A 15,458-nucleotide genomic window follows, 5' to 3' on the forward strand; every position below is an offset into this window, starting at 1 on the left:
GTCCTCCTTAATAGTTGATATTCGCAAAGAATTTATCGAGCGACCAACGCGTAAGCAGGATGACGGGCGCGACGACGATAGTCGTCATAATGCCGAGCGTCGCCGCCTGAACGTTACCCGAGTTATCGGTAGCCTTATTGAATATCCAAAGCCCGAGCGTCATCGTGTCGTCCATGAGCTTGTCGGTAAGGAACAACGGCTGGAAAACGACCGTGAAAATTCCCATCATCGACATTATGAACAGCGTAACGAGCGTCGGCCAAATCATGGGGATAATAATGCGGAACAGCTCGCCCATCGTTCCCACGCCGTCCAAGCCCGCCGATTCGAGCACTTCGCTCGGCACGCGCTTGATAGTTCCCGAAAGGAGCAATAGGTTTCCGCCTATTCCCGCCCACACGGTGAACCCGTATACAGTCCAGCGCACTTTGGGCGGAACGAGCAGGCTCGGCGCTTCGAGGTTAAAGCCCTCGTACAGCTTGCCCAAGAGCCCGTCGACCTTGATCATATTGGTAAAGCCGAGAACGAGCACCACGAGCGGTATAATGGACGGAAGATAGAAGATTATGCGGAAGAAGCCGGAGCACGGGATCTTTCTGCACAGGAAGTACGAGACTATAAGGCAGATCGGGAATATAATGAACATTCCCACGACCGAGTGCAGGAGCGAGTTCACGAACATTACCTTGTACGCCGGGTCTACCCTGAACTTCTCGAACCAGTTCGCGTAGTTCTCGAACCCGACCCAACGCCAGCCCTCTCTCGTGTCGTACTTTTGGAAGGTCATGAGTATCGAGTCGAAGTTGACGAACGCCCACATAATTACGAACTGTAAAACGGGGTACGCCAGCATACAGACGATGAAAAGCCCGCGTAAAAACTTGCGCTTGTTAAACGACCTGCGCCCCTTTTTCTTTCTTTTCCCGGGCACGTAGTCCTTGCCGAGCTCGCCTACGTCGTCGATAGAGATATCGTCGACTGCCGTTTGGGTTCCGTCGAGCATTACTTCGGCTTCGGCGCTATCCGCCTGTTCCGCAGTAGCTTGCATATTTTCCTCGGCACGTAATTTTGCCGCGGCTTGCATATTTATAATCGGCATATTTTCCTCGAATTACAGGTCTTTCTTGTACGTTTCCCAACGCGCGGTGATGATCTTATCATACAAATACGGGATCAAATCGGTCGGCTTATACGATTGAAGACCGCTGCTCTTTTCGGTAGCCGTGGGCTCTGCGCCCTGCCATGCTTTGAGATAGAAGTACGAGTTGGTCGGCCAAATAGTCGTCATGCGCGCCGAGCCTCTGAGGTCGGTCTTGCGCATCATGGGATGCTGCGTGTAGTTGTTGAACTTAGTGCTGTTGCGGTCGATCTCGAATATCGACTTCTGCCACGCGGTAGCTTTATCCACGCCGTCCTCTACGAACGAATCCCAGTAGTTATATTTATAAGGAAGAACGGTGCCGCCGCTGAGCTTGGTAAAGAGCTGCGCGTTTTCTTCCTTTTGCATGAACAGAAGGAACTCTACCGCAAGGTCTCTGCCCGTCGATTTGGCGGGGATCATAACGCTGTCGCCGAACGAGCTAGTGAACGAAACGCGGTTATAAGTGTTGCCGTTGACGGTGATAGTCTTTTCGGTAACGCCCGCGTCGGCGTGAATGGCGTCGATTGTTTTGGCGGCGTCGGTCGCGTCCTTGGGAAGAACTTTGCCCTCGGCGTCGAGCTTAACGTTGGAAATGATAGGCGTGGGCATGATCGAAACCTCTTGCCCGTATCTTTCGAGATAAAGCTTGGACTCGTATTCGATCCAGCACGCCGCAGGGGTCATTGCGCCCGCGCCGCTGGCAAACGCCTGCTCGTTCTCGAACTTACTCATATTGCTTATCTTGCTCGTCGACCAAGACTTGTTTTCGCCACAAACAAGGTCGTACCACAGCTGATACGCCTGCTGGTATTCCGCCCAGCCTACGTACGTGCTGTTTTCCTTGTCGACCGTGCCGTCGGCGTTTCGAACGACCGCGAACTTTTCGGGATTGTAAACTTCTTTATCGGGGTTGTTCTGTTTAGAAGTATCCAAATTGAAGTTCTCGTCCACGTTGCCGAAGTTCTTGAACGTATTCATGGTCTCGGGACCGGCGAGCTGACCCCACCAATCGAAAAGAACGTAGTCCCACTGCCACTCCTCGGAAACGCCCGACCAGGTAAAGGGAGTTATGATACCCGAGTCAGCCTCGTTGGGATCGACGAGAAGATGCGCGTCGTTTATATCCTTGCAGTATTGCAGAAGCTCGTAATAATCGACGGGCGCCGTTCTGTTCCATTTGCGAGTTTCGCCCTGTTTTTCGAGCCAGCTGTCCACGCGGTCCATAACGGTCATGTTGTACGCGATACCCGCAGTACCGATAGTCCACGGAACCTTATAATAATGTCCGTCGTAGCGCGCCGAAGCGAGAACGTCGTCGTCCCAAATGCGATCGGCAAAGGTCGTGCCTTTGTCGTCGACCTCGGTAGCGTACAAATCGTCCAAGCAGTAAATTTGTCCGGGCGCGACGAAGTCCTCCCACGTAACGTCGTGGCAGAAGATCAAATCGTAATCGGTACCGTTCTTCATCATGTTGGGAACAGCGTCTATAAGCTGAGTGTCGCCGTCCGTTCTGACCGTAACACCGTCATGCTCGGCTTCGAACTTACGCGCAAGCTGCTCTACCCACTCGGAGCCGTAGCCGCCCTTAAAGTAGGTTATCCACAATTCGTTCTCGCTCTTTTTGCTGCCGCAGCCTACAAGCCCGCCGATAGCGGCGCTCGATACGGTCATAGTAGCGGCAAGTGCAAGTGCAACGAGTCTTTTCTTTTTCATCATTCATTCCTCCATTTTTGATTTCTTTTTAGAAATCGGTTTCCAATGTGGGCAAAAAAATATAGGATTTGCCCTTATGATATTAGGATTATAGCATACAAAATAGGGGTTGTCAATATAATTTTCAAATTTTTTTACATTTTTTTTAAAAAAACATTGACAATAGCCCACCGATAATGCTACAATAGGCTTAGATTTTAGAAATCGGTTTCTAAAACGGGAGGAAATAATGAAATTTAAGAAAGCGATATGCGCTATACTCGCCGGTACGGTGGCCGCTGCGGCGTTGCCGACCATGGTCGGGTGCTCGGGTAACGATAAGCTCGGCGGCGCAATGTACGATTACGGCGAGGAGTATTATAAGTCCGTTTCGTCGCGGCACAAGCTCAATTACGACGAAATGCTGTACGACGATTTCACGAACGGCATCGATCTCGACCGCTGGGTAATATCGGACTCGGTGTGGGATCAGTGGAGCACCGACCAGAACGGCGTTCGCCCGCAAAACGTTTTCTTGGTAGATGACGAGAACAATCCCGATACTCACCTGCTTCTCCGCGCCAACGGTTCTTATTATAATATGGATAACGATCCGCTGTACACCGAGGAAGAAAAAGCGACGTACGGCAACGACGGCAAAACGCTTTTCAACGCCTCGCAGGGCTACGGGCTTAACACGGGCGCGTGCATTTCCACGACGGAAGCGTTAGGACCGGGAAGATACGATATTAAAATGAAAGCCTGTCCCAGGGTGGGCGCGCTCACTTCCATGTGGGTGTACTCGTGGTTCACGCTCAACGACGGCTCGACGCAGCAAAACGAGATAGATATAGAGATAGGACTTAAACCCGACTTCTCGCAGGTGTTCTTCACCACGTGGACGGCGCCGTCCAACAACACCAATATGCCCACCCCCGTCGATTATTACGTAAACGACGGCGACTGGCATATTTATTCCTTCGACTGGGTGACGGACGTGGACGTTCCGTATGTCGACTACTATATCGACGGCGTAAAGGTGCTTACGATCGACGCCAACGTTCCCACGACCAATGCAACGCTCAATATCGGCTTATGGGTACCGAGCTGGGCGGGCGGCGGCGCGACCGACCCCGAGAACGGTAATATGTCGGCGGACAGCCGTATGTACGACACCGACTACGCCGAAATCTCCTGGTGGCGGTACGTCCCCTTCCAAATGGAAGGCTGGGAGCAGCGCCCCGTTCAAAACCGTAACTTCGCGGAAGGCTACGAGCCCAAAAAGCTCACTACCCTGCCGACCGCAGAGAAATGCGCCAACGGCGATTTCGAACGCGACGACTACGGCTATTACGGCAACCCGTGGAAGGACTTCACCGTAACCGACGAAGCGCTCGAAGCATTCGTTCCCAACAGCTCGGCGGGGCTGTTCACCGAAACGATAAACGACGTAACCAACACCTGCGCGAAAATCGTAAACGGTGGACTTCTCGGTCAGTGGCTGCGCGGCGCGTCGACGGGCTTCAAGTACAGGCTCACCGGCAAATACCGCACCGAAGGCGAAGCAAAAGCGGCATTCCGTTACACATACGTCCTCGGCTACTCCACCACCTCGCGTACCAACGGCAATAAGACCGTAGACATCGGCTCGTCAGACGAGTGGAAAGACTTTACTCTGGACTTCACCATAGATAAAGACGAGGTGCAGAGTATTAGATATTATCTGCTCAACTCCCAAAAATCGGGCACCTGCTACTTCGACGATCTGTCGCTCATCTATTTGGGACACTAAAAAGCAATCATCAAATTTCCCTCACATAACGAAATACCCCGTCGGGATAAACTCCCAACGGGGTATTTCATTTTCTTTATTAGCCTTCCCCTCAGGGGGAAGGGGGACCGCGTTAGCGGTGTCGGTGATAAATTGCAACCTTATTATTTTATCGACCGACAGCTATCGGTAAACCTAATTTCGGACTCTACCGTGATCAGCTCTTTGGTGGTGTCCTCGTCCTCTATGATCTTGATAAGCTTTTCGGCGAGCGCAACGCCGATTTTCTTCGCATCCTGGCAAACGCAGGTAAGCGGCGGGCTGGTCAGCTGCGAGAATATACTGCCGTCAAACGACGCGACCGAAACCTCGAACGGAATGGAAACTCTAAGCTCGCGCAACGCGTTAATGCCGCCTATCGCCGAATAATCGTCGGGATAAAGAATAGCGGTCGGCTTGTACTGCGGATAGAGTTTGAGCGTCATATCGTAGCTCGATTCGGGGTCTGAATAATTGGCGCGCACGCACGGAAGCCGTTCAATGTTCATCTGTCTGAACGCGTCGGCATACCCGCGCTGGCGCTCCTCGGTAACGTAGTTGTCCTCGCCGGTAAGGAACAGAATACGCTCGTGTCCCATTTCGATAAGCTTCAAAACGAGCGCCTTGGTCTTTTCGTAATTATCGCAGGTCACGCCCGAAATAAGATTGCCTATATAATCGAACCCCACGCAAGGAATATCGCTTGCCATAAGCTCTTGAACCAAGTCCGAGTTATAATCGCCGAAGATCAACACGCCGTCCAACTGACGGATATGGCAATGCTTAACGAACGCCTGCGCGCCCAAGTCCTGCCCTTTCGACAGCAAAGTAATATCGTAGCCCCGCCCCTCGGCGATCTGCTTAAACTCGTTCAAGATCTGAATAAAGAAATGCTGGCAAAGATCGAGACTGTCTCTAAGATAAAACAGCACGCCGAGATTATGCGAATGCTTGGCTTTGAGCGCACGGGCATTGGCGTTGGGCGTATATCCCATTTGCTTAGCGACATCCATTATCTTCTTTCGTGTTTCCGCATTAACTCCGTAGTAATTATTCAAGGCTTTTGACACCGTCCCCGGTGCAAACCCACTTTCCTTCGATATGTCGTAAATCGTAATCATATAAATATGGTATCAAAACGACAACAAAAAGTCAAGCAAATTGGAAACCGATTTCATAATTTGTTGATTAGTCAACTTTAACCGTCGATCTCCGTCTTAACCGATTTGATAATATCCAAGCATTTCTTTTGAGATAGCTTTACAGCATTAGCAATATCGATCAAATCGGGTTCAACAGGTTTTCCCTTACCCATTACGGTCATTTCATGTTCGGGCTTATCGGTGACCTTTGTCAAATCGTACGCCGGAGATAACGAATAGCTAGCTTTACTCTCGTCATACACGAACGAGAAATTTTTACCGTGGTCGTCGCGATTGCCGTAAAACACGTTAAAACACATTCTGCGATAGATCTCGTACAGCTCGTCCTTATCGGAACAAATGTTTTGCGCTACCTGGAACAAATGCATATAGTCAAGATTGGGAATGCGGTGGCTCGTTTCCAACAAAGCCGCAAACGAAATCATGTGTACTCGCCTATCCCCGAGTCTGTCAAATCGCTTCGCGCCGAAATAACCCTCGCATATTTTAGACGGGAAAAGCATGAACTCGTTTGTAGTAATTCCGCACTTTTTAGCCGAACAATTGGCTTTATATTCGAGCAGACCCACGCTTAAAGAATCCGTCTTGCACGGAAACTTGACTATCCATTCTTCACCGTCGATCTTTATATGTGCCTTGGGTCTGGCGCCGCCGCTGCTTCCGCCGAGGGCGTACACCAAATCCAAATCCCGCGCGTGCGCCTCGTCGTCGAATATCTTATGCACGTCGGCACACAGCTCGTCCAAATCGACCGCGCCGTTATCGTCCCTTTCGGCAAAAGTCGGTTCAAAGCTCAATCCCCCGAGCCCATTGCCGTTAATAAGCGCAAGCTTTGTAAGCGGAGAAAGCCTATCGTAGTTGACGCCGCTTTTCGCGAGCATTCGCTTAACCAGTAGCTCGCCCCACCCGTCGGGCAACGAATCGTTAAACACCCCGAACAAACCGCCGAAGGTTTGCTTCGCACTGTAATAGATCTCGTTCGTAAGCGGCAACGAAAACGGCGAAACGGAAAAACCGTTCCTAACCCATTGCTCGTCATACTGAAAAGCAATGCGCCCTTCCGATATTTCGGCTAAATACCCTACGACAGAGCCGTTATATATAACAGTAAGTTTTTTTACCTTTTCCATTATCCGTTAAAATCCTTCAAGCTCGTTATTTTACTGCTTTTAAACAGCTCGTTAAAATCCTGTAAGCACCCAATCGTATGCCCGATTTTTACGAGCGACGAAAGCGATATATCTCCCGTCTCCTCGAAACGCCGTACAGAACCGAAGCTAACCCCCGATTTTTGCGCCATATCCCGCTGAGTAATACCTAACTCCTTTCGCCGTAGCTTTACCCTTTTTACCAAATCGGCAATAACGGATTGCTCGGTCAATACGGGAACAAACTCTTTAATATCGAATACTTTATCCATAATGCTAATATTTTAGCATATTTAGGCCGTTTTGTCAATAAAATGCTAATATTTTAGCATTTATCGTTAAAATCGGAAAATTCCACTGAAAAACCCTTGCACCATTATGGTCAAGGGTTTGAATTTTATTCTCTCTCTATCCACTCATGCAGTACGCCCGTTTTGGCGGGAGCGAGCGCGATAAAGCCTTTTTCGGCTTTGAGCGCGGACGCGCACTGCGCGAACTTATTAATATCGGTAAAGTAGCCGAGCACCGTACCGCCCGAGCCTGTCATATTGACGGTTGCGCCGAACGATTTGAGCTTATCGGCGCACTTCGAGATCTCGGGCGCGATCCTAACGGCGGGCGTGTAAAGCGCGTTGCCTAAATAGTCAAGCGCCTTGTTTTCGCCTGCCAAAAGGCAGTCGCACAGTTTTTCGGTATCGGTTGGGGTATGCGCGCCGTTCGCGTTGAGTTCGTCGAAAACGGCGTACGCGCGCGCCGTTGATACCTCGCACGGCATAAGCCCGACCATGAACAGGTTGAGTTTATTCTCTATAAAGAACAAGTCGTCGCCCGTGCCGCGCACGCGAGCGAGCCCGCCCGTCAGCATGAACGGAACGTCCGAGCCGACGGAGAGCGCGGTCTTACGCATATCGATACCGCGTTCGGGCAAACGGTACAGAACGTCGAGCGCGCGCAGAACCGCCGCGCCGTCCGCGGACGAGCCGCCGAGCCCCGCGCCCATGGGAATACCCTTTTCTATGACTATATCCACGCCGCGACCGAGTTTGGAGCAAACGGCGTGCGCCGCCTTGTACGCGGTATTGTTTTCGGCGGGGATATCGGCATTAGTAAACTTCACGGTGATTTTATCGTCGGCACGCTCTGTGACGGTGAGCGTGTCGAACTTATCGACCGACATCATAACGCTGTCGAGCTCGTGCATACCGTTCTGCGCTTTGCCCGTGATATTGAGCGACAGATTGACTTTTGCGAATGCGCGTAATATAAGCTTTCTCATGCGACGATTATAGCATGAATATTATTAGGTTGTCAACCTACTTCTTTGAAAAGAAGTAGGCAAAAAACTTTTACGTTAATATGTTTGAATGCGATTAAGCCTAACACGTAATATTCAACCTCCCCCCTTGGGGGGAGGGGGACCGCTTGCGGTGGTGGGGGCATAATGAAGCGGCTCGCTATTGTAATCTACTACAACTACCGACTTTCCCGTTATGCCCCTCCCCTACCCCTCCCCCAAGGGGAGGGTGTGGATTTGTTTTGCAGTACATCTTCAAAAAAGAAATGCGTGGTAATTACTACCACGCATTAAAAACGTAAGTTTTCTTTGCCTACTTTCTTTCGAAAAAGAAAGTAGGCTATCTCTTACAGAAATTGATCAATCTTTCACCACCGGCATACGGCGCGTCGGCGTCGTTCTGCGCGGCGACCTTATCGGGCGCGCAGCCGAGCGCTTTCGCCGCCTGCCATAAAGTCTCGCCCTTCTTGGCGATATGAATAATGACCGACGCATCGGGCCGCTCTATGGGCGCACCGCACGCCACGCTCTGAACGAGCACGCACTCGCCCGCACCGCCCATGTTCAGCGTGAACGCGACGTCCGCTTTAATATCAAACACCGACTCGCGGCGCACGCGCACGTTCACGTCGGTAACGACGGCAACGGCTGTAACGTCCTGCGCGGCGGTATGCACAGCAATGGGAATACTGAACGGCAAGCGGAACGCAAGGCTATCCACGCCGTTGGTCTCGGCGTTGTAGTAAACGATATCGCCGCCGACAAGCCCCTCGGCGTTCACGCGCTTGTCGTCGACAGTGACGGACGTAAGCGTGCAGAACGTACCCGTAACGCACAAAACGGTATCCGCGGCGAGCCGATCGGCAGGCAAAGTCACCTGCCCGTCAACGGTATCGACGACGGTCACGGGCGGATCGATGGAATAGGTCTTGATATCGACGTTCTTTACCTCGATCTCATTATCGGCGCAGAACACGTCGTTAATGGCGTCCACCTTGCGGCACGCGAACGCGCGAACGCAAAGATTAAGCGTAGCCGCAAGCTCGATCGCGCCGTCCTCCGCAGCGGGCACGCCGCCGCACTCGCCGACTGTGACGGACGCGGTCGCGGTGTTATCTGCGTTCACGCCGAGAAGCGGCACGCTCTTAACGAACGGCGAAACAGTTCGCACCGATGCGAGCATACCGTCGTCCTCGCGCACGATCGTAGTGAAATACACGTTGCCGCTGACCTTGATCTCGCCGTCGGCGGCTTCCACACCGCTAACAGCGGCGCGCGCGGTAGTATAGAGAATATCCGCATACTTAGCAGAGGCGCGGTCGGAAACGTACACCACCTCGTTGCTCTCGGCAGCGAGTGTGCAATACTCTACCTCGCGGTAGTTCGCGTACACGCCCTCGTCGGGCGCGGCAAGGCACGCAACTTCGTTAGACGCCACAACGGTCGCCGTGACGTCAACGACCGCCACAGCCTTGATTATGCCACCCTCCGCGCTCGCCTCGACGTTGATAATATCGGGCGTGAGCGAGATAAGACTGCCCGCGGCGATCACGGGTGAAGTGATCTTATCCGAAAACTCGGCAACGGCGGAAATGCACTCCACGCGCTCGCCGATAAGCGCAAGGCAGTCGAACGTGACCTTGCCCTGATACCGCGCTTCTTGCGCGAACACCTCGCTGGGACTGAGCGCAGCGGTCGCCGACACCGAGAGAATACGGCACGCGCCGTCGTACGAGCTGCGCGCCTCGACCACCGCCTGACCGCGCGCTACCCCTATTCCGTCGCTCTTAATGCTGATATTTTCTGACATATTATTTCTCCTTGAATAAATGATATCGCTATATGATATTCACTTGAACGCTCCAATATGCCCGCATACCGCCCCATGCCTGCGAATAAATAAAAACTTTTGTCGAAACCATTACAAAACCGCCGTGCATATTTGCACAGCGGCTCGTGATACCCTATATAATATATAAGGATAGCGCAGGGGCTTAGTCGGCGGCGAAGAATACAAATCCGCTGACTGGGTGACGCGGCAAGATTGTGTCGGCGATTTTCGTGATACGAATATAATACGGCGTGCTCGTAGTGGAACTACGTGCTCGACGGATTATAGCACGTAGCGCGGAAATCGACAGCAAGATTGTCGCACGAACTCAGTCGGCGGATTTAAATAAAATATCCCCGCAAATGACGTCCGAATACGAGAACGAAACAAGCTCCTCGGTCTCGGCGCGGAACGTGAACACCGACGGGAAAAGATCGACTATTTCGCCGCGCAGCCGAAGGACGCGTTTACGCCCTTTATTGACCGAAACCGAAAGCGGCTTGCCCTTGAGCTCGGCGAGTTTAGACTTGACCTCCTGCACGCTACTGACACTTCTACGCATACTTACCTCCTTACCCGATGCCAACCCGGGTGTAACACATTTTTAAGGGCAAATCGTGACTTACACTGCGTCACCGCCCTTGTATAGCCGATCTAAGGCTTATACTGCGGGCGTTTCCTTGTCTAAGCCTACGATTTGCTCCCTAAAAATGCCAGCTTTTGCGGTAGCGCGTTTCGAGCTATTTGTCGACTTATCGAGCGAAGTCGTAGCCACTGTGCTACTACAAGCGAGACAAGGCGGAAAAGAGCCGAAACCGCGCACCGTCAAAAGTGCTCCACTCGGGTTGGCATCGGGTATAATAATTATAGCCGAAACTGTGCAAAATTATAACAGCGCGGGAATTACAAAATTTTTTAAAATAATTACCGAAAACGCCCTAAAAACAGTTTACAAAAACGCAAAAAACGCATATAATATGTGCGATTAAGCCGACGCCGAAACCGCTTGAACGCTACGGCAACGGACGATACTCGGAGAAATATTCATGAAAAAAGACAAGACCGTGAAAGATGAACGCCCCGTATACGTGCTTTGCCCGCGTTGCGAGATCAACTATATAGATAGGCGCGAAAAGTATTGCGCGGTATGCAAAGCGGAAATGGGCATAGGCGATCCGTCTATTCTGCTTCCCGAAGAGGACGAGAACGCCGACGAGCGCGTTTGCCCGATCTGCCACGTCAACCTGTTGGGCGAGGACGAGGACGTCTGCTTCGAGTGCAAGAAGGAACGCGAAGCCAAGGAGAAGGAAAGCAAGGAGATCTCCGAGGACGACGAGGACGCCGGAACGTGGGAACCGTTCGCCGACGACGAGGAAGAAGAGATTCCCGACGGTATGCAGGAAATGTTTATCGACGAGGAAGAAGAGGAAGAGGAGGAAGACGAAGAAGTCGAATCGGTGTCCGACGAGCCCGACGACTTCGACTACAACGTCGACCCCAACGACTTCGAGGAAGACGACGAGGAAGACCCGGACGACGATTTATAATAGAACGACGAAAGCGGCTTGAAAATTCAAGCCGCTTTTTAATTTATCTTTATAAGCCTTCCCCAAATGGGGGCATGAGGGTGGGGGACCGCTTGCGGTGGATGAGGGCAATTAAAATTATCCTCTTTTTATTACCAATTACAATCTATTATACTTCTTCGCGAGCGCGCGGAGGGTCTTGGCTTTCTTAGTCCACTTGTCCGCGCTGCGCCATGCCCAGTTGCCGCCGAGCGTCGACGGAGTGTTCATGCGCGCCTTGGTGTCGAGGTTCAAAAAGTCCTGCATGGGAATGATGACGGTATCGGCGTTGGACGAATACAACCGCTCGATAATCTCTTTGGCGATCGCATTGCCGTCGTAGCCGAGCGTGCGCTGAACGAGCGCTTTATTGTTATCGTCGAGCGCGTTGAACCAGCCGCGCGTGGTGTCGTTGTCGTGCGTGCCCGTATACGCCACGCAGTTGGTCGGGTAATTGGTGTAATAGAAATCGTTGCGCGGGTTGCCGTCAAACGCAAACTGCATGATCTTCATGCCGGGGAAGCCCGTTTCGCGCACGAGCGTACGCACGCAGTCGTGCAGGTCGCCGAGGTCCTCGGCAATGATCGGCGGGTTGTTCAACTCGGCGTTGATAATGTCAAACAGCTCTTTGCCGGGTCCCATGTGCCACTCGCCCACGCGCGCGTCTGTGCGGTCGGCGGGAATAACGTAGTAGTCCGCGAACGCACGGAAGTGATCGATACGCACCACGTCGTAGAGTTTGAGCGCCATGCGCATACGCAGCACCCACCACTCGTAACGAGTCTCGCGCATATAGTCCCAATCATAGAGCGGATTGCCCCAGAGCTGACCGTCCGCCGAGAAATAATCGGGCGGCACGCCCGCAACCGACTTTTTGGACAGGTCGGCGTTGAGCATGAACTGCTTCGGCTTAGACCAGACCTCAACGCTGTCGTGCGCTACGTAGATAGGCATATCGCCGACAATCTTTATTCCCTTGCCGTTGGCGTAGCTTTTGAGCGCCGCCCACTGCTTGAAGAACTCGTACTGCATGAATTTATAGAACTCGGCGGGCGCTTCGAACTCGCTCATGTCCGCAGTGCGGAACTTGTACTCGTCCGCCCACGTGTACCACGCCTGCATATCGTTGGCTTCTTTGAGCGCCATGAACAGCGCGTAATCGTCGAGCCAGAACGCATTCTCGGCCTTGAACGCCTGATAGTCCCTAGCGGGCTTTTTGATAAACCGCTTGAACGCCTTTTTAAGCGTGTCGAACCGCTCGAAGTACACGGCGGCGTAATCGACGTCGGCGATCGGGTATTCTTTAAGCTCCTCGGGCTTTAACAGCTTTTCCTCGACGAGCGTGTCGAGATCGATAAAGTACGGATTGCCCGCGATCGCGCTGGGCGACTGGTACGGCGAATCACCGTACGACGTGGGACAGAGCGGCAAGACCTGCCACAGCGACAGCCCCGCGCTCTCCATAAAATCAACGAATTCGTAAGCGGACTTGCCCATCGACCCGATTCCTCGGCTGTTGGGCAACGACGAAATGTGCATCAGCACCCCTGCTTTACGTTCCACTTTTTCACCTTCCTTGTTTTTCGTTTTGTATAATTATATTAGCACAAAATGTTTGTAAAAACAATATTTTGATAGTAATTTGTCGAAAAGAATATATCAAGGGTCAATCACCGAACAAGCGTATAAAGTCGTAGTCGCGCGAAAGAGAAGGAAGTCCGAGCGCCGACCGACGGGAGTGTAGACCCACCTACATGACCGAGGGCGGCGCGACGGCTGACGCACTATTTCGCGATGAATACGGCTTTATACTATTTCCCCGCACGCGTTTTTCAACACCCACCCCGTCAAGTCCTTAACGTTGTTCTTAATGCCTATAAGGAGCTTGATATACAGCGCGGTCTGGGTAATGCTCGGGCAAAGCGTAACGTTGTCGGCGAACAGTGCGGGATCGTACTTCTTCGCGCCGGTAATGAGGAACATGGGAATATTCTTGTGCGCGCGCGCGAACTTGTTGAACTCGTCGATATGGATTCGACCCGAGTGATAGCCCATGTGCACGACCGCTTTACAGCCCTGCATATCGAACGTGGAATAGTCCATACCCACGTACGGGAACACGCACAGAACCTTGCTGTCGACGAGGTCGAAGTCCATGCCGCGCATGAGTCCGGTGTTTTCGAACGTATTCACGCCGCCGATCGAGAAATAGAAATCCTCGTGCATATGCGCGGGAATGACGCGCGCGCCGTGGTGGATGCGCACGACCTCGCCGGGGTTCTTGTACAGCACGAATACGCCGCTGCGCTTGCCGGGCGCGATAAAGCTTTTGGCGGCGTTGAGCACGGCGAACCCGTTGCTGTCGTCGTCGGTCAAGGGCTTATCGGCGGCGCACATAACGATGGGCACACGCGTCGCGCTGAACGCGTACGAAAGGTACGCGGACGAGAACGCGAGCGTATCCGTGCCGTGCGTTACGATAACGCCGTCGGGCTTATCTTCGAGCGCGCGCTCTATCGACTGGCGCAGCATATTAAGCGCAGCGAACCCAACGCTCGCGCTGTGGATCTTGAACTCGCCGAACACCTTGCTCGCGCCGATAACCGATGCGATCTGTGCGGTCGCGTCGTCGGAGATAACGAGCTCGCCGTTCTCGTAACGACTGCCTATCGTGCCGCCCGTTGCTACCAAATTAATTCTCATAAACTCCCAACCTCTCAACCTTGCCCGAAAATTTTGTTGTACAAATAGTATACGACCTTTGCGTGATCGAACGCGACCGCGCCGCGCTCCGTTATGCGCGTATTGTTCAAGTCGATATCGCCGAACGCGTCGCGCTTTACGTCGAGCTTTACCGTAAAGCTCTTGCCGTCGTCGCGGAAGCTAAGCGTGCCGTCCGCCGCGCAATGAATATCGAACCACTCGGCAGCCGCCGCGTCGTCGCCGGCTACCGCCGTTATATCGCGGTCGAGCTCGGCTGCGTACACTACCGTTATATTCCGCCAGCGCGGATCGCGGTTCGGCGTCGATACCGTTACTAGCTGACAGAACGGAATACCGCTTACGTGCGTTTCTTCCAAGAGCTCGCGCGCAGCCGCGGTCTCGCACGGCTCGCCCTCGTCGACGAACCCGCCGGGGAACGCGTACTTGCCAATGAACGGATGCCCGCCGCGCTTGACGAATAGTATGCGCAGTCCGTCGCGGATTTTTTTATAGAGCACAACATCCACCGTCACAGACGGGCGGAAATATTGCGTAACGTCATAATCGCGCAAAAACTCTTGCTCGGTCTTGCCGTTCTTGTCTCTTATCTCATCCATGCCGCACGTCCTTAGAAAGCCGCAAATTTAGTATGTAACGAAGCGTTGTCTTACGGGTGTTCAACCCCAGTCGAAATATTTTTACTGGCAAATCGCGGTCTATACACGCGAAGCGTCGTTTGTCGTACCGCTGAGGGTACGACTGCGCTCCGTTTCGTACGTATATCCTCGCGATTTGCCTAGTAAAAACGCTACGCGCTTGAAGCGAGGCTGTTTTTAGGCTATATCAAGGCAAACGAGCGAAGTTGTAGCGGGCTACTACGAGTGAGTTTAACGCAGATAGAGCCAAAAACAGCCCGCTATCAAGTGTTCCTATTGGGGTTGAACACCCGTACTATCCCCCGATACGTTTGCTCGTTGTATATAGTATAACTCAAACCGCATAAATAATCAAACGTTTTAGGTCTTTTTCCTTACTTCTTTTGAAAAAGAAGTAAACAAGAAAACTTTACACGGGTTGCGTTTGCGTTTGATTTACAAAACTTTTCGTTCAC

13 protein-coding genes are annotated in these 15,458 nt (G+C 52.4%); 2 read left to right on the forward strand and 11 right to left on the reverse strand.

All coding sequences use genetic code 11. The features are described 5' to 3' along the window. Positions 1 to 7: 7 nt before the first annotated feature. Both HDT28_04735 and HDT28_04740 read right to left on the reverse strand, forming a co-directional pair. Positions 8 to 1,099 (reverse strand): sugar ABC transporter permease, encoded by a 1,092-nt coding sequence (locus HDT28_04735; protein ID MBD5131881.1) that lies wholly within the window; start codon positions 1,097 to 1,099, stop codon positions 8 to 10. Positions 1,100 to 1,111: 12 nt separating this feature from the next. Continuing rightward, positions 1,112 to 2,857 carry a carbohydrate ABC transporter substrate-binding protein gene (locus tag HDT28_04740; protein MBD5131882.1) on the reverse strand — a complete coding sequence of 582 codons (1,746 nt, stop codon included), beginning with the start codon at positions 2,855 to 2,857 and terminating at the stop codon, positions 1,112 to 1,114. Positions 2,858 to 3,083: 226 nt separating this feature from the next. On the opposite strand from HDT28_04740, the gene HDT28_04745 reads away from it, so the two are divergent. Then, the gene (locus tag HDT28_04745; GenBank protein ID MBD5131883.1) at positions 3,084 to 4,625 is read left to right on the forward strand and encodes a glycoside hydrolase family 16 protein; all 1,542 of its coding nucleotides are present in this window, start codon (positions 3,084 to 3,086) and stop codon (positions 4,623 to 4,625) included. A 143-nt stretch (positions 4,626 to 4,768) separates the two neighbouring features. Here the strand turns inward: HDT28_04745 and HDT28_04750 are convergent, their stop codons facing one another. From HDT28_04750 to HDT28_04775, 6 genes are all read right to left on the reverse strand, one after another. Continuing rightward, on the reverse strand, positions 4,769 to 5,764 hold the full coding sequence (locus HDT28_04750; protein ID MBD5131884.1) for a LacI family transcriptional regulator: 996 nt from the start codon (positions 5,762 to 5,764) through the stop codon (positions 4,769 to 4,771). Between the two features lie 77 nt (positions 5,765 to 5,841). Next, positions 5,842 to 6,936: a type II toxin-antitoxin system HipA family toxin gene (locus HDT28_04755; GenBank protein MBD5131885.1), complete on the reverse strand. Its 1,095-nt coding sequence runs from the start codon at positions 6,934 to 6,936 to the stop codon at positions 5,842 to 5,844. After that, a complete protein-coding gene (locus HDT28_04760; GenBank protein ID MBD5131886.1) occupies positions 6,936 to 7,226 on the reverse strand; it encodes a helix-turn-helix transcriptional regulator in 291 nt (96 codons plus the stop codon). Before HDT28_04760 ends, HDT28_04755 begins: the two co-directional genes overlap by 1 nt. Positions 7,227 to 7,351: 125 nt before the next feature. Continuing rightward, positions 7,352 to 8,230, reverse strand: a complete 879-nt coding sequence (gene ispE, locus HDT28_04765) for a 4-(cytidine 5'-diphospho)-2-C-methyl-D-erythritol kinase (protein MBD5131887.1) — start codon at positions 8,228 to 8,230, stop codon at positions 7,352 to 7,354. A gap of 358 nt (positions 8,231 to 8,588) precedes the next feature. Then, positions 8,589 to 10,058, reverse strand: a complete 1,470-nt coding sequence (locus HDT28_04770; protein MBD5131888.1) for a hypothetical protein — start codon at positions 10,056 to 10,058, stop codon at positions 8,589 to 8,591. Between the two features lie 349 nt (positions 10,059 to 10,407). Next, positions 10,408 to 10,641 carry a hypothetical protein gene (locus tag HDT28_04775; protein MBD5131889.1) on the reverse strand — a complete coding sequence of 78 codons (234 nt, stop codon included), beginning with the start codon at positions 10,639 to 10,641 and terminating at the stop codon, positions 10,408 to 10,410. A gap of 484 nt (positions 10,642 to 11,125) precedes the next feature. Here HDT28_04775 and HDT28_04780 point away from each other — a divergent pair, with 484 nt between their 5' ends. Continuing rightward, positions 11,126 to 11,626, forward strand: coding sequence for a hypothetical protein (locus HDT28_04780; protein ID MBD5131890.1), 501 nt, complete (start codon positions 11,126 to 11,128; stop codon positions 11,624 to 11,626). 138 nt (positions 11,627 to 11,764) lie between these two features. Here the strand turns inward: HDT28_04780 and malQ are convergent, their stop codons facing one another. The 3 genes from malQ to HDT28_04795 all read right to left on the reverse strand — a co-directional run bounded on the left by malQ (position 11,765) and on the right by HDT28_04795 (position 14,964). Beyond that, complete coding sequence (gene malQ / locus HDT28_04785) at positions 11,765 to 13,207, reverse strand: 4-alpha-glucanotransferase (GenBank protein ID MBD5131891.1); 1,443 nt, start codon at positions 13,205 to 13,207, stop codon at positions 11,765 to 11,767. A 243-nt stretch (positions 13,208 to 13,450) separates the two neighbouring features. Further along, on the reverse strand, positions 13,451 to 14,347 hold the full coding sequence (locus HDT28_04790; protein MBD5131892.1) for a hypothetical protein: 897 nt from the start codon (positions 14,345 to 14,347) through the stop codon (positions 13,451 to 13,453). 14 nt (positions 14,348 to 14,361) lie between these two features. After that, complete coding sequence (locus HDT28_04795; GenBank protein MBD5131893.1) at positions 14,362 to 14,964, reverse strand: NUDIX hydrolase; 603 nt, start codon at positions 14,962 to 14,964, stop codon at positions 14,362 to 14,364. Positions 14,965 to 15,458: the final 494 nt, after the last annotated feature.

The sequence above is a fragment of the Clostridiales bacterium genome, assembly GCA_014799665.1.
In the GTDB taxonomy this organism is placed as follows: Bacteria; Bacillota; Clostridia; order Christensenellales; family Pumilibacteraceae; genus Anaerocaecibacter.

Excerpts from the sequence above, each read along its gene's own strand:
- HDT28_04760 (MBD5131886.1), bottom strand. The coding sequence starts at position 7,226 with ATGGATAAAGTATTCGATATTAAAGAGTTTGTTCCCGTATTGACCGAG.
- HDT28_04750 (MBD5131884.1), bottom strand. The coding sequence starts at position 5,764 with ATGATTACGATTTACGACATATCGAAGGAAAGTGGGTTTGCACCGGGG.
- HDT28_04755 (MBD5131885.1), bottom strand. The coding sequence starts at position 6,936 with ATGGAAAAGGTAAAAAAACTTACTGTTATATATAACGGCTCTGTCGTA.
- ispE (MBD5131887.1), bottom strand. The coding sequence starts at position 8,230 with ATGAGAAAGCTTATATTACGCGCATTCGCAAAAGTCAATCTGTCGCTC.
- HDT28_04775 (MBD5131889.1), bottom strand. The coding sequence starts at position 10,641 with ATGCGTAGAAGTGTCAGTAGCGTGCAGGAGGTCAAGTCTAAACTCGCC.
- HDT28_04780 (MBD5131890.1), top strand. The coding sequence starts at position 11,126 with ATGAAAAAAGACAAGACCGTGAAAGATGAACGCCCCGTATACGTGCTT.
- HDT28_04770 (MBD5131888.1), bottom strand. The coding sequence starts at position 10,058 with ATGTCAGAAAATATCAGCATTAAGAGCGACGGAATAGGGGTAGCGCGC.
- HDT28_04735 (MBD5131881.1), bottom strand. The coding sequence starts at position 1,099 with ATGCCGATTATAAATATGCAAGCCGCGGCAAAATTACGTGCCGAGGAA.
- HDT28_04740 (MBD5131882.1), bottom strand. The coding sequence starts at position 2,857 with ATGATGAAAAAGAAAAGACTCGTTGCACTTGCACTTGCCGCTACTATG.
- HDT28_04790 (MBD5131892.1), bottom strand. The coding sequence starts at position 14,347 with ATGAGAATTAATTTGGTAGCAACGGGCGGCACGATAGGCAGTCGTTAC.
- HDT28_04745 (MBD5131883.1), top strand. The coding sequence starts at position 3,084 with ATGAAATTTAAGAAAGCGATATGCGCTATACTCGCCGGTACGGTGGCC.
- HDT28_04795 (MBD5131893.1), bottom strand. The coding sequence starts at position 14,964 with ATGGATGAGATAAGAGACAAGAACGGCAAGACCGAGCAAGAGTTTTTG.